This is a genomic window from Kribbella speibonae, assembly GCF_004331375.1.
Taxonomy (GTDB): Bacteria; Actinomycetota; Actinomycetes; order Propionibacteriales; family Kribbellaceae; genus Kribbella; species Kribbella sindirgiensis.
Map to the genome: position 1 here is coordinate 1,001,488 of NZ_SJKC01000002.1, position 17,831 is coordinate 1,019,318.

The 17,831-nt window shown below is 68.8% G+C and carries 17 protein-coding genes; 8 read left to right on the forward strand and 9 right to left on the reverse strand.

The features are described 5' to 3' along the window. The first annotated feature begins 84 nt into the window (after positions 1-84). The 4 genes from E0H92_RS18040 to E0H92_RS18055 all read left to right on the forward strand — a co-directional run bounded on the left by E0H92_RS18040 (position 85) and on the right by E0H92_RS18055 (position 2,724). Complete coding sequence (locus tag E0H92_RS18040; RefSeq protein ID WP_131497004.1) at positions 85-708, forward strand: hypothetical protein; 624 nt, start codon at positions 85-87, stop codon at positions 706-708. A gap of 123 nt (positions 709-831) precedes the next feature. Continuing rightward, on the forward strand, positions 832-1,398 hold the full coding sequence (locus tag E0H92_RS18045; RefSeq protein ID WP_131497005.1) for a hypothetical protein: 567 nt from the start codon (positions 832-834) through the stop codon (positions 1,396-1,398). A gap of 37 nt (positions 1,399-1,435) precedes the next feature. Next, entirely contained in the window at positions 1,436-2,074 is a 639-nt protein-coding gene (locus E0H92_RS18050) for a hypothetical protein (RefSeq protein WP_131497006.1), read from the forward strand. Next, entirely contained in the window at positions 2,071-2,724 is a 654-nt protein-coding gene (locus E0H92_RS18055; protein WP_131497007.1) for a hypothetical protein, read from the forward strand. Before E0H92_RS18050 ends, E0H92_RS18055 begins: the two co-directional genes overlap by 4 nt. Before the next feature lie 211 nt (positions 2,725-2,935). On the opposite strand, the gene E0H92_RS18060 is transcribed toward E0H92_RS18055, so the two are convergent. Continuing rightward, on the reverse strand, positions 2,936-5,458 hold the full coding sequence (locus E0H92_RS18060) for a polynucleotide kinase-phosphatase (protein WP_131497008.1): 2,523 nt from the start codon (positions 5,456-5,458) through the stop codon (positions 2,936-2,938). Then, positions 5,455-6,858: a 3' terminal RNA ribose 2'-O-methyltransferase Hen1 gene (locus E0H92_RS18065; protein ID WP_131462492.1), complete on the reverse strand. Its 1,404-nt coding sequence runs from the start codon at positions 6,856-6,858 to the stop codon at positions 5,455-5,457. Before E0H92_RS18065 ends, E0H92_RS18060 begins: the two co-directional genes overlap by 4 nt. A 217-nt stretch (positions 6,859-7,075) precedes the next feature. Here E0H92_RS18065 and E0H92_RS18070 point away from each other — a divergent pair, with 217 nt between their 5' ends. Next, the gene (locus tag E0H92_RS18070) at positions 7,076-7,396 is read left to right on the forward strand and encodes a hypothetical protein (protein ID WP_131497009.1); all 321 of its coding nucleotides are present in this window, start codon (positions 7,076-7,078) and stop codon (positions 7,394-7,396) included. A gap of 23 nt (positions 7,397-7,419) precedes the next feature. Here the strand turns inward: E0H92_RS18070 and folE are convergent, their stop codons facing one another. After that, positions 7,420-8,031: a GTP cyclohydrolase I FolE gene (gene folE, locus E0H92_RS18075; protein WP_131289238.1), complete on the reverse strand. Its 612-nt coding sequence runs from the start codon at positions 8,029-8,031 to the stop codon at positions 7,420-7,422. A 75-nt stretch (positions 8,032-8,106) separates the two neighbouring features. Here folE and E0H92_RS18080 point away from each other — a divergent pair, with 75 nt between their 5' ends. Continuing rightward, complete coding sequence (locus tag E0H92_RS18080) at positions 8,107-8,781, forward strand: helix-turn-helix transcriptional regulator (RefSeq protein ID WP_131497010.1); 675 nt, start codon at positions 8,107-8,109, stop codon at positions 8,779-8,781. A gap of 54 nt (positions 8,782-8,835) precedes the next feature. Then, positions 8,836-9,282: a Cys-tRNA(Pro) deacylase gene (gene ybaK, locus E0H92_RS18085; RefSeq protein ID WP_238173523.1), complete on the forward strand. Its 447-nt coding sequence runs from the start codon at positions 8,836-8,838 to the stop codon at positions 9,280-9,282. On the opposite strand, the gene E0H92_RS18090 is transcribed toward ybaK, so the two are convergent. From E0H92_RS18090 to E0H92_RS18105, 4 genes are read right to left on the reverse strand one after another with little or no spacing between them, the layout of a single operon-like run. Further along, positions 9,263-10,567, reverse strand: a complete 1,305-nt coding sequence (locus E0H92_RS18090) for a glycoside hydrolase family 32 protein (RefSeq protein ID WP_131497012.1) — start codon at positions 10,565-10,567, stop codon at positions 9,263-9,265. The two genes, ybaK and E0H92_RS18090, sit on opposite strands and share 20 nt — an antisense overlap. Further along, entirely contained in the window at positions 10,564-11,373 is an 810-nt protein-coding gene (locus tag E0H92_RS18095; RefSeq protein WP_131462487.1) for an ATP-binding cassette domain-containing protein, read from the reverse strand. The genes E0H92_RS18090 and E0H92_RS18095 overlap by 4 nt, the downstream gene beginning before the upstream one ends. Continuing rightward, positions 11,370-12,347, reverse strand: a complete 978-nt coding sequence (locus E0H92_RS18100; protein ID WP_131497013.1) for an ABC transporter permease — start codon at positions 12,345-12,347, stop codon at positions 11,370-11,372. The genes E0H92_RS18095 and E0H92_RS18100 overlap by 4 nt, the downstream gene beginning before the upstream one ends. A gap of 3 nt (positions 12,348-12,350) precedes the next feature. Next, a complete protein-coding gene (locus E0H92_RS18105) occupies positions 12,351-13,349 on the reverse strand; it encodes a substrate-binding domain-containing protein (protein WP_131497014.1) in 999 nt (332 codons plus the stop codon). 157 nt (positions 13,350-13,506) lie between these two features. Between E0H92_RS18105 and E0H92_RS18110 the strand changes: the two genes are divergently transcribed. After that, positions 13,507-14,511, forward strand: a complete 1,005-nt coding sequence (locus E0H92_RS18110; RefSeq protein WP_131462484.1) for a LacI family DNA-binding transcriptional regulator — start codon at positions 13,507-13,509, stop codon at positions 14,509-14,511. A 10-nt stretch (positions 14,512-14,521) separates the two neighbouring features. On the opposite strand, the gene E0H92_RS18115 is transcribed toward E0H92_RS18110, so the two are convergent. Next, positions 14,522-16,606: a phosphocholine-specific phospholipase C gene (locus tag E0H92_RS18115; RefSeq protein ID WP_131497015.1), complete on the reverse strand. Its 2,085-nt coding sequence runs from the start codon at positions 16,604-16,606 to the stop codon at positions 14,522-14,524. A gap of 53 nt (positions 16,607-16,659) precedes the next feature. After that, positions 16,660-17,739 carry a 3-deoxy-7-phosphoheptulonate synthase gene (locus E0H92_RS18120; protein WP_131497016.1) on the reverse strand — a complete coding sequence of 360 codons (1,080 nt, stop codon included), beginning with the start codon at positions 17,737-17,739 and terminating at the stop codon, positions 16,660-16,662. Between the last annotated feature and the right edge of the window lie 92 nt (positions 17,740-17,831).

Genomic DNA, 17,831 nt, shown 5'->3' on the forward strand with positions numbered 1-17,831 from the left:
AACCCCCGACGAAAGACGTTTACACGCCGGAAACGATCCACCCCGTCACCAGCCAGTGGCCCTCCGCAGCGGCATCGTGTTTCCGTGACCGCCCCACACCTCGACCTCCGCCGCCGGCCGGCCAAACCCGCCGGCAACCTGTTCCGCGTCACGGCCGCGGTGAGTTTCCTGAGCCTGCCCTTGTTCTGGGCGGTCTACGAGCTGTACCCACGCAGCGGGGTCGACCCATGCCCCGAAGACGCTCAAGAGGTGTGTCCCCCAACGCTCAGCGAGCCCGTCAACGAACTGGCAGTCCTCCTGGTAGTGGCGTGCGTGGAACTCCTGGTGATCGGCGGCTATCTGGCGTTCGCCGCGGCCCGCCGGAGTCTCGACCTGAGGTCCGGTCTGCGGTGGTCACCGATCGCGGTCACGATCGTGGCCCTGGCCGTTGGCGGCTTCGGCTGGCTGATCGAGGGGGACGACCTGCGCCGCCTCGATTCCCTGGAACTCGCCCTGCTGCTCCTGTTCGCGGTCTGGCTCCTCACCCCGCTGGTCCTGTACGGCGTACATCGCGGCGACCGACGAGCCGTGATCCCGGTCGTACTGGCCCTCGCCCCCACCGGCGCCGGTGCCGCCTTCGTAGCAACAGACTCCCCACTCGCCGCACTACCGGCCGTTATGCTCGTCGTCGCAGTCCTCACCGTGCTGGTCGTACGTCGACGTGAGTAACTCATCGGCCGACCGCCCGATGAACCCCTCGGCACGCCATCGTGTCCCCGTGACCGGCCCCGCCTCAACCTCCGCCGCCCACCACCCAGACCCGCAGGCAACCTGTTCCGCGTCACCGCCGCGGTGAGCTTCCTGAGCCTCCCTTTGCTCTGGGCGGCCAAGGTCATACTGCCGCCACTCGGGCAGGGCCCGTGCCCACGAGGCGCTTACTGTCCCGCCGAGGTCCTGGGATCAACCGATCCGCTCGGCCTCGTCGTCGCGGCTGCAGTCGCCGAGTTCGTGGTGATCGGCTGCTACCTCGCGCTGGCCTCGACTCGCAGCACGCTCGATCTCCGCACCGGCCTGCGCTGGCTCCCGGTGGCGGCCGCCGTGGTGGCGCTCGCCGTCGGCTTCTTCGGCTGGCTGATGAACAGCAACTCTCGGCTCGACGAGGATCTCGACCTCAGAGAGGGCAGTTCCTCCACGGAGTCCGCCTTCGCGCTGCTGCTGTTCCTGTGGCTGCTCACTCCGGTGATCCTGTACGGGGTACGTCGCGGCGACCGGCGCGCGGTGGTTCCTGTCGTGATCGGCCTCGCGCCAACTGCGGTCTGCGGCGTGCTGCTGATTTCTGAGCACCTCCTCAACCCGCTGCCCGCGATCATGCTCGTGGTCGGCGTCCTGACCGCCCTCCTCGTGCGTCGGCGTCATTGAGTCATGGATGGACCCTTGGCACGTCATCGTGGTTCCTGTGACCGTCCCGCGCCTCGACCTCGACCGTCGGCCTGTCAGGCCCGCCGGCAACCTGTTCCGCGTCACCGCCGCGGTGGGTCTGCTGACGCTTCCCTTGTTCTGGGCGCTCCATGTGGTGCTGCCGAATTCCGTGCGGGTCAACTGCGTCGTGCAGCCCTGTCCCCAGTCGATGAGCCGAGGGGTCGACGACATGACCGTCCTCGTCATCACGGCCGCCGTCGGCCTCCTCGCGATCGCCGCCTACCTCGCACGCGCCGCGGTACGGCGGACGCTCGACCTCCGCACCGGCCTGCGTTGGTCACCGGCCGCCGTCGCCGTCGTAGCGCTGGCGACCGGCGGCTTCAGCTGGCTGCTCAACGAGAGTCAGGTCGATCTGGGCGACCTAGGCTCCGAGGGCTTCGGCTATCAACTCCTGTTCGGCTTGTGGCTGTTCACCCCGCTGGTGCTCTACATCGTCGGCCGAGGTGACCGACGTGCGGTGATACCGGTGTTCATCGGTCTGGCTCCCACCGCCGTCTGCAGCCTGTTCGCACTCGAGGACAGCCCGCTCGCTGCATTCCCGACCGCGATGCTCGTCATCGCCCTGACCACCGTCCTGCTCCTGCGTCGGCGTCAGAACGCCGTCGTGGTGTCGTGACCGCACCGCGCCTCGACCTCCGCCGCTCGCCGACGAGGCCCGTCGGCAACCTGTTCCGTGTCACTGCCGCGGTGAGCTTCCTCAGCGTTCCGCTGCTCTGGGTCGCCTACCTGGTCGTCCCGCCTGATCACGTCCCGTGCCAGGACCATGCTTGCCCGCCGTCGGCCGATGTGGTGAGAGGGACCGCCGAGCCGCTGGACGCCGTCATCGCGGCGGCAATCGCCGAGCTCGTATTGATCGCCTCTTATCTCGCCATCGCCGCCGCGCGCCGGTCGCTCGATCTGCGCACCGCTCTGCGGTGGTCACCCGCGGCGGTCGCCGTCGTGGCGCTCGCCGTCGGCAGTTTCGGCTGGCTGCTGGACAACGGCGCCGGCCGCAGCTTCGACGCCGCGGAAGTCGCCTTCTTGCTCCTGCTCGTCGCCTGGCTGTTCACGCCCCTGATCCTGTACGTCGTGCATCGTGCCGATCGGCAGGCCGTAGTACCCGTCGTGATCGGCCTCGCCCCGACCGCCGTCGGCAACGCACTCCTGATCAACAACGACCCACTCGTCCCGCTCATGGCGCTCCCCGCGACCATGCTCGCCATCAGCGTCCTTGCCCTCGTCGCCGTGCGCCGACGCGAACGCGTGCGGTGGACTCCGGGGTCGTGAGACAGGTCGTGGTGGGCTCGCACCTGGTATTCCCTGTCCGCAGCACCCAGAAGGTGTCTCTTCCCCCGGCACCCGTCCGAGCCCCAACACCGCCTGTACATCCAACACCAGCGACGGTTTTCCCCTGCTGTGGTGGGTTCTCCCCTTGAACAGGTGCTGATGGCTGGGAACAGGTGATACCAGGTGCCGACCCACCCGCCTGCGCGTGGGGTTAGAGGCGCGGGTCGATCGGTTCGGATTCGAGGGCCAGTACGGCGAAGACGCATTCGTGGATGCGCCACAGGGGTTCGCCTCGGGCGGCGCGGTCGAGGGACTCCAGGCCGAGGGCGTACTCGCGGAGGGCGAGGGAGCGTTTGTGTCCCAGGTTCCGGTCGCGGAGGCGGGTGAAGTTCGCCGGCTCGGTGTAGTCGGGTCCGTAAATGAGCCGCAGGTATTCCTGCCCGCGCACCTTCAGCCCCGGCTGGGCGAGACCCTTCGCCGTGCGGGTCAGGTTCGCGGCAGGCTTCACCACCATGCCCTCTCCCCCGGCCCCGGTCAGCTCCTCCCACCACGCGATCCCGGCGTCCCAGTTGTCCGCGTCCACGAACAGCCGCCGCGTCGGCGTGATCAACTCCGGGCCCGCGGCAACCATCCGGTCCGCGACGCCGAGATGCCAAGCATGCGGTCGTTCCTGGTACGTCGCCCCTTCGGACGCAAGCACCTGGAACGGCGCGACACGGACCCCGTCGAGCCCCTCGGTCGGCCAGCAGTACCGTCGGTACGCCGCCGTGAACCGCTCCGCGTTCGCCGTACGACGCTCGGCCGACGACAGCAGATCACCCACGTCCAGCCCGGACGCGGTAGCCGATCGAAGCGCAGCGGTTGCTGCTGGCAACGACGTACGGGCGGCCGCGCCAACAGCGGCGTACTGGTTCCGGAGCAGGTCCTCGGCCTTCGCGCTCCACGGCAGCAGCTCGGCGTCGAGCAGCAGCCAGGACGTGTCGAGCTCGTCGAAGACACCGGCGGCAGAAGCGACCGCGCGCAGCCGGAGCAGCAGTTCGTCGGTCAGTTCCGCGTCGAAGAACGACCGGCCGGTGCGCGTGTGGATCGCGCCGCGCCCGGCCAGACCGAACCGCTTCTCGGCCACATCGTCGTCCCGCGTCAGCAGCACGACCGCCCGCGAACCCATGTGCTTCTCCTCGCACACCAACTCGGTGACGCCCTGGCCCCGGTACGTCTCGAACGCCTGCCGCGGGTCCTCCAGCAACCCCGGCTCCGGCGACGTCGCGACCGGACTCATCGTCGGCGGCAGGTACAGCAGGAACCGCGGGTCGATCGCGAACCGGCTCATCACCTCCAGCGCCGCGCCGGCCTGCTCGGCCCGGATGCTCAGCCGTCCGTGAGAGGCGGTCTCGATCACCCGGCGACCGGTCACGTCGGTCAGTTCGAGTACGTCGGGCTCGCGCGCCGGCGCCGTTGCCACATGCAACGGTTTCGCCGGCGCGTAGTACTCCTCGGCCGCTTGTACCGCGACCAGCTCCCGCTCCGGGTAGCGCAGCGCGGTCAGCGATCCGCCGAACACGCAGCCGGTGTCCAGGCAGATCGTGTTGTTGATCCACTCCGGCTCAGGCGTCGGGGTGTGCCCGTAGACGACCATCGCGCGGCCCCGGTAGTCGTTCGCCCACGGATAGCGCACCGGCAGCCCGAACTCGTCGGTCTCCCCCGTCGTCTCGCCGTACAGGCAGAACGAGCGGACGCGTCCCGACGTACGGCCGTGCATCCGCTCGACGAGGCCGGCGTGCGACACGACGAGTTGGCCGTCGTCGAACACGTAGTGCGAGATCAGCCCGTCGATGAACGCCGCGACCTGATCACGGAACTCGGGCGGCTCAGCAGCCAGCTGCTCCAGCGTGGTCTCGAGGCCGTGGCTGACCTTCACGTTCTTGCCCCGCAGCGCGCGCAGCAGCTTGTCCTCGTGGTTTCCGGGCACGCAATAGGCGTTGCCACCCGCAACCATCCCCATCACGAGCCGAAGTACGCCGGGAGAATCGGGGCCACGGTCGACGAGGTCGCCGACGAAGATCGCCCGCCGCTCCGGGTGTACGGCGTCGATCGGCCGGCCGGCGTCGTCGCGGGTCAGCGTGTACCCGAGATCCGTGAGCAGCCGCTCGAGTTCGGGACGGCACCCGTGCACGTCGCCGATGATGTCGAACGGGCCGTTCTGGTCATTCAGGTCGTTGTACAGCCGCGTCCGTTCGATGCTGACGGCATCGATCTCATCGACGCTGTCCAGGACGTGTACCGTCCGGAAGCCTTCCCGTTTCAGGCTGCGCAGGCCGCGCTTCAGCTGCGAGCGCTGCCGGGTGACCACCTTCGCCCCGAACTGCCGGTCGGCCCGCTGCTCGTTCCGCTCGACACACACCCGCTCCGACGGGTCAAGCACGATCGCGACCGGGAGTACGTCGTACTCGCGGGCCAGGTTCACGAGCTCCTTGCGTGCGTCCGGCTGCACGTTGGTGGCGTCGATGACCGTCAGCCGCCCGGCGGCGAGCCGCTTCCCGGCGATGAAGTTGAGCACCTCGAAGGCGTCCTTCGAAGCGCTCTGGTCGTTCTCGTCGTCCGACACGAGCCCGCGGCAGAAGTCGCTCGAGATCACCTCGGTACCGAGGAAGTGCTTGCGCGCGAACGTCGACTTGCCGGAACCGCTCGCGCCGACCAGTACGACCAGGCAGAGCGCTGGTACGTCGATCTTCATCGGGCCTCCTCCCGGCGGAACAGCGCCAACTGGGTCGGCGGTCCTACCTCAGGGTCCTCGCCGCCGACCGGCCTGAACTGCACGCTGTACCCGAAGCGATCCGCGACCTGCTGCGACCAGGTCCGGAACTCCTCACGGGTCCACTCGAAGCGGTGGTCCGGGTGGCGGAACTTGCCGGCCGGGAGCGACGGGAAGCGCACGTTGTACTCGCTGTTCGGAGTGGTGACGACGACCGCGGCAGGCCGTGCCGCGCGGAAGACGGAGTCCGCCAGCGCAGGCAGCCGCGGCGGATCGACGTGCTCGACGACCTCCATCAGTACGACAGCATCGAGCCCGGCGAGCCGCTCATCGGCGTAGGTGACCGACGACTGCAGGAACTTCAGCCGGTCCCGTTGGCGATCCGGCAGGTCGTCGTAGTGCAGCCGCCGCTTGGCCGCGATCAGCGCCCGCACCGACACATCGGTCCCGATCAGCTCACCGATCATGGGGTCCTTGAGCAGCTCACCGACCAGCGCGCCCTCACCACATCCGACGTCCGCGATCCGCCGCGCACCGAGCTCCCGCAGTACGTCGGCCACCGTCGTACGCCGCTCGACGGCCAGCGATACCGGCCCCTCGTCGTCGCCGTCCTCCTCGGGCAGTTCGACCCCGTCCACCTCGGCCAGCCGTTCGAGAGCGGCGTCGGCCAGGTAGCGCCGGTGCGCGAGGTAGCGGTGCGAGATCAGGTCCTTCTCGGGATGGGCCGCCAGCCAGTTCTCGCCGGCGCGGACGAGTTTGTCCACCTCGTCCGATCCGACCCAGTAGTGCTTGGCGTCGTCGAGGACCGGGAGCATCACGTACAGGTGTTTGAGCGCGTCGGCCAGCCGCAGTACGCCGGTCAGCCGCAGATCGACGTACCGCGAATCACCCCAAGCCGGGATCTCCGGGTCGAGCGGCACCGGGCGGGCGTCGACGGTCCAGCCGAGTGGGGCGAACAACCGCTCCGCGAGGTCCGCGCCGCCGTTGCACGGGAGCGCCGGGACGTGGACCTCGAGCGGGATCGGGCGGGCGGCGAGGTCCGGGCGGGCGTCGCAGCGGCCGTTCATCGCGGTCCGGAAGAGTTTTCCGAGCGCGACGGCGAGCAGGCTGGAGGCGGCGTACGGGCGGTCGTTGACGTACTGCCCGAGCGTGAAGCCCTCGGCCGCCTTGCCGCGGCCGGCCTTCACCAGACCGATCGGGTCGATCTCGAGCAGCACGGCCGCCGTACAGCGCTCGCCGGTCGCCTCCGGGTAGAACACATGGGCCGATCCCCCGGTGACATCGATCGCCTGCGGACGGGCCGGGTTCTTGTGCAACAGGAACCCGAAATCACTCGCGGGCGCGCCCACTCCGGCCAGATCGGTGCCAATCGTCAGGAACACCGTGGTATTCGATCACGGGTCGAGGATTGAGACACGCGGATTCAGGTCTGGCGTGTTTGGGGGAATGGTTCTAGCTTGTCTTGAGAAGATGAGTCGCTACAGACCGTCCTTCCCCGCTGACACTAGGTACATGTCCCCGGTTTGTGGCGAGAGCCCAAGCACGCGACTACGGGGAAAGGATCATGGCACCAACTTGTCGCCACCCGGGGTGTCGCCGGTGAAACCCCAGACGTTCGAACTCGTCCGCTACACCGACATCAGCGGGGTTTCCGGCACCGGCGTCGTCGCCGAAGGCTGTGTGTTCACCGACGGCTCGGTCGCCCTGCGCTGGCACGGCGCGAACCCCTCGACGGCCGTCTGGCCGGACCTGGACTCCATCCTCGCCGTCCACGGCCACTGCGGCGCCACCGTCGTACGGTGGCTGGACGTCTCCGAGATGGAGCCGGTGCCGGGCACCGACCTGCTACCGGGCGAGCTCACGCACATCCTGGCCACCGGCCGCCGCAGCCACCACCCGCCGGCCGCCGCGTCGGCCTGACACGGAACTTCGTCTGGCTGCCCTTACGGGGTGAGGCCGGTCAGCGCGAAGAACTCCTGCCGCGAACTGGGGCTTTCGCGCAGGATCCCGTGCAGCGAGGACGTGACTGTGCGGGAGCCCGCGGCACGGACGCCGCGCAACGACATGCACTGATGCTCGGCCTCGATCACCACACCGACGCCCTTCGGGGCGAGGTGGTCCTGCAGCCAGTCGGCGACCTGCTTGGTCAGCCGCTCCTGTACCTGGAAGTCGCGCGCGAACAACTCCACCACCCGGGCCAGCTTCGACAGCCCGAGGATCCGGTCGCCGGGCAGGTACCCGACGTGGGCGACGCCCTGGAACGGCAGCAGATGATGCTCGCAGAGCGACTGCACCGGGATGTCCTTGGCCAGGACGAGTTCGTCGTACCCCTCGTCGTTCGGGAACGTGGTCAGCTCGAACTCCCGCGGCGTCAGCATCTCCGCGTACGCGTTCGCGACCCGGCGCGGGGTGTCCGCCAGGTGCGCGCTGTGCGGGTCCCGCCCGAGCGCGGTCAGCAGGTCCGCGACCGCCCGCTGCGCGGCGGGCAGGTCGATCTCCGCCCGGCGCGCGACGATATGGAGGGGGACGGACTCGAGGTCGGCCGAGATCGCCATCTGCACACTCCCTGAGAGATCAACGAACTGACATCATACTGTTTGACCAACTGATGTTGTCGATAGAATCATTCCGTGGACCTGTCCTGGGACGCCGCTGTTCAGGCGGTCGCCGTACTGGAGGAGCCGACCCGTCGCCGGCTCTACGAGTACGTCGTCGGCCGTCCCGAGCCCGTGAGCCGGGACGACGCCGCCAGTGCGCTCGGGATCCCGCGGACGACGGCCGCGTTCCATCTCGACAAGCTCACCGAAGAAGGTTTGCTCGACACCTGCTACGAGCGCCGTACCGGTCGCACCGGCCCGGGTGCGGGACGCCCCGCGAAGCTGTACCACCGCTCCGACCGCGAGATCGAGATCACCCTCCCCGAACGCCAGTACGCGATCGCCGGCCACCTCCTCGCCGCTGCCATCCAGGACGCCGAAACCACCGGCCTCACGCCCCGCGAGGCGGTCAACCGCCGAGCCCACGAGTATGGCGAAGCGCTCGGTCGCGCCGCCCGCGATCGCGCTGACGGGGATGTGCTGGTGCAGGTGCTCGAGGCGCACGGTTTCGAGCCGCGCCCGGAGGACGACGGGATCGCCCTGGCGAACTGCCCGTTCCGGCGACTCGCGAAGGACCATGCGCAACTGGTCTGCGGCATGAACCTGCACCTGGTCGCCGGCCTCCTGACCAGCCTCGACGCCCCACTCCAGGCCGAACTCACCCCCACACCCGGCCACTGCTGCGTCCGGATCACCGGGAGTCACTAAGCTCAGCCCGTGGCGAAGAAGCAGAGTCAGGGAACACCCGCGACCGTTGCGCTGATGAAGGCGAAGGTCGAGTTCACGACGCATGCCTACGAGCACGACCCGTCGGCCAAGTCGTTCGGGCTCGAGGCCGCCGAAGCGCTCGGGCTGGCGCCGGAGCAGGTGTTCAAGACCCTGCTCGTCGAGGTCGACGGGAAGCTCACGGTCGGCGTCGTACCGGTCGACAAGCAGCTCGATCTGAAGGCGATCGCGGCCGCGGCCGGCGGCAAGAAGGCGGTGATGGCCGACCCGGCCGCCGCCGAGCGCACCACCGGGTACGTCGTCGGCGGAATCAGCCCGATCGGCCAGAAGCGCGCCCTCCCCACGGTCGTCGACAGCACCGCCGCCGACCACCCGACCGTCTACGTATCGGGCGGCCGGCGCGGACTCGACATCGGCCTGTCCCCCGCCGACCTCATCACCGTGACCAGGGCGCGTACGGCAGCTATCGCCAGATCGACTTGAGCTGGTGGATCGTCAGCTGCTCGACGACCGCCCGCCCCTCGGCCACCAGCTCGAGCTCCGCCGGAGGGACGTTGTAGCTCTGGTAGACCGCACCCTCGTTCCCGAACACGTCCAGTTGATCGCGGTCGACCAGCAGGTGGAGCTTGATCTTCCCGTTGACCGGTAGGAGTTCGGCGCCGTCGAGCCTTTGATCCTGGTACGTCACCTCGCGCCCGACCTTCAGCGTGAAGCGCGTGGCTCGGCTGACGTCGATCGTTGCCTCCAGCTCGTAGGTGCTGCCGGCCGGGATCTGCTGAACACCGTCCTCGACCGTCAGGTTCTCCCAGGACTGCGTGCTTTCGCGGAGCGTTGCGAGCTCCGGGATCGGCGTACTGAACACCCGGAGGCCGTCGGCGGTGTGTTGCAGGGCGAGGTCGACCGGGAAGGACGCGTTGCCAGTCCAGATCGAGCCCTTGTTCTCGCCCTGCCAGGCCATCGACACGACCCGGTCGTTCGGCAGGTTCTCGAAGTTGAGCGCCGCGTAGTACCCGCTCCCGGCGTGCGTGGCGGTCTGGTTGATCTTCTGCGGTCCGGTCCAGTCGGTGCGGAACGCCGTACCGTCCCAGTCGCCGACCTGGTACTCGCCGCTGCCGCTGTGCAGGAGCCAGCGGTACCCGCCGTCGATCGGCATCCGGATCAGGTTCGGGCACTCGAACAGCCAGTCCGCCCGGTACCGCGACGCGAACGTCCAGTCGAGCAGGTTCGCGGACGTGGAGAAGTCGACGCCGTTACCGCCCTCGTCCGACCACACGACCATGCCCCACTGCTTCGACACCGGATCCCAGAACACCTTCGGGTCGCGGCTCGTGCCACCGGGCGTCACGACCTTCTTCCCGTCGGCGTACGTCGTGAACGTGGCGCCGCCGTCCAGGCTGTAGAAGACCGTGACGCCGTTCGTGCCGGAGTAGACGATGATCGGGTCGTCGTCACCGCCCTTCAGGCCGCTCGAGTTCGCGGTGTCGACCACGCCGCCGCCGGACCACAGATCGCCGGGATGGACGTGCGGGTCTAGCGCGATCGGTCGTTGCGTCCAGTGCACGAGGTCGGGGCTGGTCGCGTGGCCCCAGTGCATCGTGTCCCAGACCAGGCTGAACGGATTGTGCTGGTAGTAGAGGTGATACACACCGCGGTAGTACAGCGGCGCGTTCACGTCGTTCATCCAGCCGGCGCGGGTGCTGAAGTGGAACTGCCCGCGGTTGTCCTCCTGGTAGTTCGTGTCCGGATACGGGAAATCGTCGGGCGTCATTGGTCCACCAAATCACGAGGCGCGTCCGCGTCGCCGGGTCGTAGCGCGCCGGTCATCAGCGAGACCACCTGGCTCATCGACGCGTCGTCCGGGCTGACCACCGCGGCGCGCCGGCCGAGCCGGTGCACATGGATGCGGTCGGCGATCTCGAACACCTGCGGCATGTCGTGACTGATCAGCACCACCGGCAGGCCGCGGTCGCGGATCCGGCGAATGAGGTCGAGGACCTGGCGCGACTCTTTCACGCCGAGCGCCGCGGTCGGCTCGTCCATGATCACCAGCCGGCTGCCGAACATCGCCGCCCGCGCGACCGCGACCGCCTGCCGCTGACCGCCCGACAGCGTCTCGACCAACTGGCCGATGTGCTGCACGGTTTCGATGCCCAAGGCATCCAGTTGTTCCTGGGCCCGCGCTCGCATCGCGGACCGGTCGAGCAACCGGAACATCGACCCGAGCGGTCCGGTACGGCGGATCTCGCGACCGAGGAACAGGTTGGTCGCGATGTCCATCGCCGGAGCCAGCGCGAGGGTCTGGTGCACCGTCTCGATGCCCTTGTGGCGGGCGTCGAGGGGTGAGTGGAAATGAGTCACCTGGCCGTCGAGCAGGATGGTGCCGGCGTCCGGGATCAGCGCGCCGGACAGCGCCTTGATCAGGCTGGACTTGCCTGCACCGTTGTCGCCGACGACGGCCAGCACCTCACCGGCGTACAGGTCGAAGTCGGCGCCGTCGATCGCGGTCACCCGGCCGTACCGCTTGACGAGACCACGGGCCTGCAGCGCTGGACTCTTGAGAGCGGGTTCGGTCATCGCGACCTCCGTCGGACGATCTGGTCGAACGCGACGGCGGCGATCACCAGGACACCGGTCGCGACGTCCTGGTACAGGCTGTCGATACCGGCCTGCGTCAGACCGCTGCGCAGTACGGCGACGATCAGCGCCCCGACCACCGTGCCGAGGACGCTGCCACGACCGCCGAACAGGCTGGTGCCGCCGATGACGACCGCGGTGATGCTGTCCAGGTTGCCGGTCTGGAAGGCGTTCGGGTCCGCGTTCGGGATCCGCCCGAGCGCCTGCCAGGCGGCGAACGCGTAGATCACGCCGGCGATCAGGTACACGCTGAACCGGGTCCGGCCGACGTGGATACCGGTCAGCCGGGCCGCCTCGGGATCGTTGCCCAGGGCATACACATGGCGGCCCCAGGCGGTCCGGGTGAGCGCGTACCAGGCGACGGCGAACATCACCACGGCCAGTGTCATGCCGTGCGTGACCTTGAGTTGGCCGAACAAATAACCGCCCTCGCCGAGAACACCGAGGGCGTCGTTGGTGACGGGGTAGGAGTTTCCTTCGGAGTACAGACGGCCGGCCGCGAGTACGACAGTCAGCATGCCCAGCGTCACGATGAACGGCGGAAGGTTGAGCAGGGTCACCAGCGCACCGGACACCGCGCCCAGCCCCGCGCACACCACGAACGCGACCAGCAACGCGACTCCGGACGGATTCCCGTCCGTCACCAAACGCGCCAGGACCATCGTCCCGAGCACCATCACCGCCGCGTTCGCCAGGTCGATGCCGCCCGTCAGCACGATCAACGTCTGCCCGAGGGCCAGCGTCGCCACCACCAACGACTGCTGCATCACCAGTGAAATGTTGTCGACAGTCAGAAAGGTGCTGGTGGTCGCCGAGAACACGACCACCGCAAGGACCAGCGCGGCGAGCGGCCCGAGTGCAGGATTGTGGACAAAGGCTTCCGCGGAGCGGTTCCGCAGAGTGATTGTCTGCATCTGTCAGCCCCAGCAGTTCTGGGCGCCCCAGGTGGTGTCCTTGGAGTCCAGGCCCGCCAGGGGCTTGTCGGTGATCAGCTGGGCGCCGGTGTCGATGAAACCGGTCGGCTTCTTACCGTCCTTCGCGAAGGAGACGACCGCGTCCACGCCTTGCTCGGCCATCTTCTTCGGGAACTGCATGACTGTGGCCAGGTACTTACCGGCCTTGACGTCGGCGACCCCCTGACACCCGCCGTCGATGGAGCCCACGGCAACCTTCCCGGCCAGGCCCTTCGCCGTGAGCGCCGCGACCGCGCCCCGCGCGGCCGGTTCGTTCAGGGTGTAGACGGCGTTCACCGACGAGTCCCGCTGCAGCAGGTTCTCCATCGCGGCCTGGGCCTTGTTCTGGTCGCCGTTCGTCGGCGCCGTCCCGAGGATCGCCGGGTCGCCGTCCTTCAGCCCCATCCCCTGCAGGAATCCGCGGTGCCGCTGCTCGTCGACGGTGCCGCCCGGCGTACCGTCCATCATCAGCAGCTTCGGCGCCGTCGACCCGAGCGTGGCCTTCACGTACTTGCCCTGCAGCTCGCCCGCGGTCACGTTGTTCGTCGCGTACGTCGCGTCGACCGCGTCCTTCGGGTCCGTCTCGGTGTCCAGGGCGATCACCAGAACACCCTTCTCCTTGGCCTGTTTGAGCGCGCCGAGGATGCCGGTCGAGTTGCTCGGCGTGATCATGATCCCCTTCACGCCCTGCTGGACGAGGTTCTCGATCGCGGCGACCTGCCCCTCGTTGTCGCCGTCGAACTTCCCGGCGACCGCGATCAGCTCGGCGCCGTTCTCCTGCGCGTGCGCCTTGGCGGACTCGCGGAGCTTCACGAAGTACGGGTTGGTGTCGGTCTTCGTGACCAGCCCGATCTTCACGGGTCCGCTGCTGTCGCCGGCGTCGCCGCCGGACTTGGTCTTCGTACACGCCGTCGTACCGGCGAGCGCTACGGCCAGCAGGATCACGGGGACGGTTCTTCTCACGGGGCTGCCCTCCCGGATGGGGGTAGGCCCGGGCGCTGCCGCACTGCGCAGACCCGGGCGAAGGTCTGAGGAGCGAAGCTAGACCGCACCGCGCGATCCCCGCTGGCTTTGCGCAAAGCCTTGCGCAAAGCCACACAGCGCGACGACCATACGACGGATGGTCACGATGACCGAGGTCGCCCGCGCCGCCGGTGTGTCGGTGAGTACGGTCTCGCACGTCGTCAACGGCACCCGCCTGGTCGCGCCGAAGACCCGGGAACGGGTCCAGCACGCGATGCGGGTCCTCGGCTACGAGCACCACCCCACCGCGCGGTCACTGGCGGCCGGATCGAACCAGACCATCGGCCTCGCGATCACCGCGGCCTCGAACCCGTACTGGGTCGAGCTCATCCAGGGCATCGACGGCGAGGCCACCCGGGCCGGCCTGAACCTGATCATCGTCGACACCCGCGACGACGCCCGGCACGAGGCGGCCGCGGTCGCGAACCTGATCGCCCACCACATCGAGGGCCTGGTGATCGCCCCCGCGGTCGGCTGGCGCGACGTCACCCTCCCGCTGCTCCGCGACCATCCGATCCCGTACGTCGTCGTGGACCGGATCGACCCCGACCTCCGGGTCGACCAGGTCGGCGTCGAGAACGAGGCGGCGACCGCGGCCGTGATCGACCATCTGATCTCCCTCGGACACACCCGGATCGGCATGCTGCTCGGGATCGAAGGATTGTCGACAAGCAGCGAGCGGCTCCGCGGGTACCACGCCGCGCACCAGCGGGCCGGGCTGCCCGTCGATCGGGCCTTGCTGGTCGACGGATTGTCGACAAGTGACGGCGGCCGCCGGGCGGCGTGGGAACTGCTCGAACTGGACCGGCCGCCGACCGCCGTGTTCGCCGCAAACAACAACATGACGATCGGCGCCCTCGCCGCCTTCCGTGCGGCCGGGGTGAAGGTCCCGCGCGACCTCGCCGTCGCGGCGTTCGACGACTTCGCGTGGGCGGACCTGTTCAGCCCGGGCCTCACCACCGTCGCCCAGCCGTCGGCCGCGATCGGCGCCCGCGCGGTGCAGTTGCTGCTGCGGCGGATGAACGATCCCGGTGCACCTCCGCAGGCAGTCAGACTGCCTGCGGAGATCATGCACCGCGAGTCATGCGGATGTACGCCCTAGCTGTACTGCCTTAGCCAGTGATACTGGGCTTTCCCGTTTCCAGGTGGCCGGAGAGCCGGCGGCGGTACGTCGGGTCGTCGGGGGTCGTGACCTCGACGTCGTACCAGCCGCTGTCGGTCGGCCAGAAGAGCGGGCGGGACTGCTTGCCGCGGAGCTCGATCGTCGTGGTCTTGCTGCCGTACCCGCGGGCCTTCAGCTTGATCGTCAGCGGCTTCCGCGAGCCGTTGACGAGGTGCAGCTGCAGCGCGCCGGCGCGGTTCTCGATCCGTACGTCGAGGGCCGCCGCCGCGCCGTCGGTCGAACCGGCGACTTCCGCCCAGAACCGGTTCGGGCCCTGGACCGCGAGTTCGAACGGGCCGTTGACGGGCATCGCGACCACAGTCGGGGTGTGCTTGTGGTGGACGTCGAAGTGCGCCGGCGCCGGGAGCTCACCGCCGTACGGATAGATCGCGAAGTGCGCCGACTGCGACCCGTGGTTGCTGAGGGCAAGCATCAGCTTGCCATCGGCCACCGATCCCGAAACCGCCGGCCCGTAAGGGAGTGCGCGGGCCGGGCGCCGGCCGGGCTCCTGGACCGGAACCGCCTGGTCGGTCGGCGGCGCCGGGTGCCAGCGGTTGATCGGCGCCGGGACCGGTCCGGGCTTGTCGACCGACGGCTGCCGGTAGCCGCGGTCGAAGTCGAACGCCGAGGTCAGGTCGCCGCAGGCCGCCCGCCGCCAGGAGCTGATGTTCGGCTCCCGGACACCGGTCCAGAGTTCGAGGAAGCGCAGGACCGAGGTGTGGTCGAAGACCTGCGAGTTCACGTGACCGCCGACCGACCACGGTGACACGACGGTCATCGGGACGCGCGGGCCGAGCCCGATCGGCTTCCCGGCGTACCAGTCGTCGCCCTCGCCCGACTCCGGCCGCGGCGCGACCGGCGGCGGGACGTGGTCGAAGTACCCGTCGTTCTCGTCGAAGTTGATCAGCAGCACGGTCTTCGACCAGGTCTCCGGGTCGGAGGCGATCGCGTCGAGCACGTCGTAGATCAGGTTCGCGCTGCCGACCGGGGTGGACGAGCCGGGGTGCTCGGAATCGACCGCGGACGGAACCAGCCAGCTCACCTTCGGCAGCGTTCCGGCCTTGATGTCGGCGCGCAGCCGCGGCACCAGCGACTCCGGCTCGGACCGGTACATCGCCTTGTAGAACAGCTTCCGGTCGGCGTCCGAGAGCTTCCCCACGGCCGCGTCGAGCTGCTGCAGCGCGACGGCCCGCTCGGCGTCGGTCTTCGCGAACAGCTTGTCGTAGAACTCCTCGGTCGTCCGGTAGCCGCCCGGCACGTTCTCGAGGATCCGGTGCCCGATCTCCTTGAAGGTCTTGAAGTACTCGACCGCGTTGTCGGTGAAGTTGTCCCACTCCTGGTAGATCTGCCAGGAGACACCGGCCTGCTCCAGCCGTTCCGGGTAGGCGGTCCAGTCGTAGCCCTTGTGGTCGTAGGAGTACGCCGCGTTCGTCACCGCGCGCTGCGTCGTACCGGGCTCGTAGCCGACCGTTCCGGACCACAGGTAGTTGCGGTTCGGGTTGGTCGAACCGTTGACCGAGCAGTGGTACGCGTCGCAGATCGTGAACGTCTCGGCGAGCTCGTACTGCAGCGGGATGTCGCGGCGGTCGTAGTGGGTCATCGTGGCGGCCGTCTTGGCCTGCACCCAGTCGTCGTTCCAGCCGCCCGCCCAGGCCTGCGTGGCGTCGCCGTACCCGTGCGCCAGGGCGCCGAGGTACTGGATGTCGTCCGGGTTGCGGCCCGCGTCGGCGGCGGCCTTCCGGAGCGAGAACGGCAGTACCTCGCCGCCACCCGTCTTCGGCTGGTGGAAGATGCTCTTGCCGTTGCGCAGCCGCAGCGGCTGCCGGTCGCCGTACCCGCGGATTCCGCGCAGCGCACCGTAGTAGTGGTCGAACGAGCGGTTCTCCTGCATCAGCACGATCACGTGCTCGACCGCGCGCAGACCACCACGCCTCACAGGTTGCGCCATCGCGGTGTGCAGTGACGGTGGGAGCAGCGACACCGCTGCCCCACCCGCCACCGAACCGAGCACCAGACGCCGGGAGATCTCAGTCATGGTCCGGACCTTAGGGGTGGTCCGTAGCCGAAGCGAGACCTCGAGATGAACAGCTATCCGCGTCGAGCGATTGCTGCATCCCGCAGCTTCTGAAGGGTTTCCTCCGTCGTCTCCCAGCCCATGCAGGCGTCGGTGATCGACTGGCCGTAGACCAGCTCCCGGGTCGGGTCGAGGTCCTGGCGGCCCTCCTGCAGGAACGACTCCAGCATCACGCCGACGATCGCCTTGTTGCCCGCGGCGACCTGCGCACCGATCTCCTCGGCCACGACCGGCTGCCGGCGGTGGTCCTTGCGGCTGTTGCCGTGGCTGGCGTCGATGACCACGCGCTCGGCCAGGCCCCCCTTCTGCAGGAGCTCGACAGCACCGGCCACGGACTCCGCGTCGTAGTTCGGGCCGCCGTCCGAACCGCGCAGTACCAGGTGGCAGTCCGGGTTGCCGCGGGTGTGCAGGATTGCGGGGGCCCCGTCGTGGTCGATACCGGTGAAGACATGCGGTACGGCGGCCGCCTTGATCGCGTCGACGGCGGTGGCGATCGATCCGTCCGGACGGTTCTTCATCCCGATCGGCATCGACAGACCGGACGACAACTGCCGGTGGACCTGGCTCTCCACGGTCCGGGCGCCGATCGCACCCCAGCCGACGGTGTCCGCGATGTACTGCGGGGTGATCGGGTCGAGGAACTCGCAGCCGACCGGCAGCCCGAGCTCGCTGACCTGAACGAGCAGGCGCCGGGCGATCCGCAGACCGCGGTTCACGTCACCGGAGCCGTCCAGGCCCGGATCGTTGATCAGGCCCTTCCAGCCCAGCGTCGAGCGCGGCTTCTCGAAGTACACCCGCATCACGACGAGGAGACCGTCGGACAGCCGCTCCGCGACCGGGCGAAGGCGTTCGGCGTACTCGAGGGCAGCGTCGGCGTCGTGGACCGAGCACGGGCCGACGACAACCATCAGCCGGTCGTCGACGCCGTTCAGTACGTCGGTCACCGCCTGGCGGCCGTCGGCCACGGTTCGGGCGAGGTCGTCGCTGAGCGGGAACTCGTCGTGCAGCGCGAGCGGAGTGACCAACGGGACGGTCTTCTCGATCCGTCGGTCGACGACGCGGGACTGCTCGCTCGGCTTGGGGAGGGTGTTCATTCTGGGGACCTTTCCGCCGGTCCGCATGCGTGCGACGCAGTCAGCCGGCTGGGAACGAGAAAAGGCAAGGACGGTCGTCCTTGCCTTCGTGC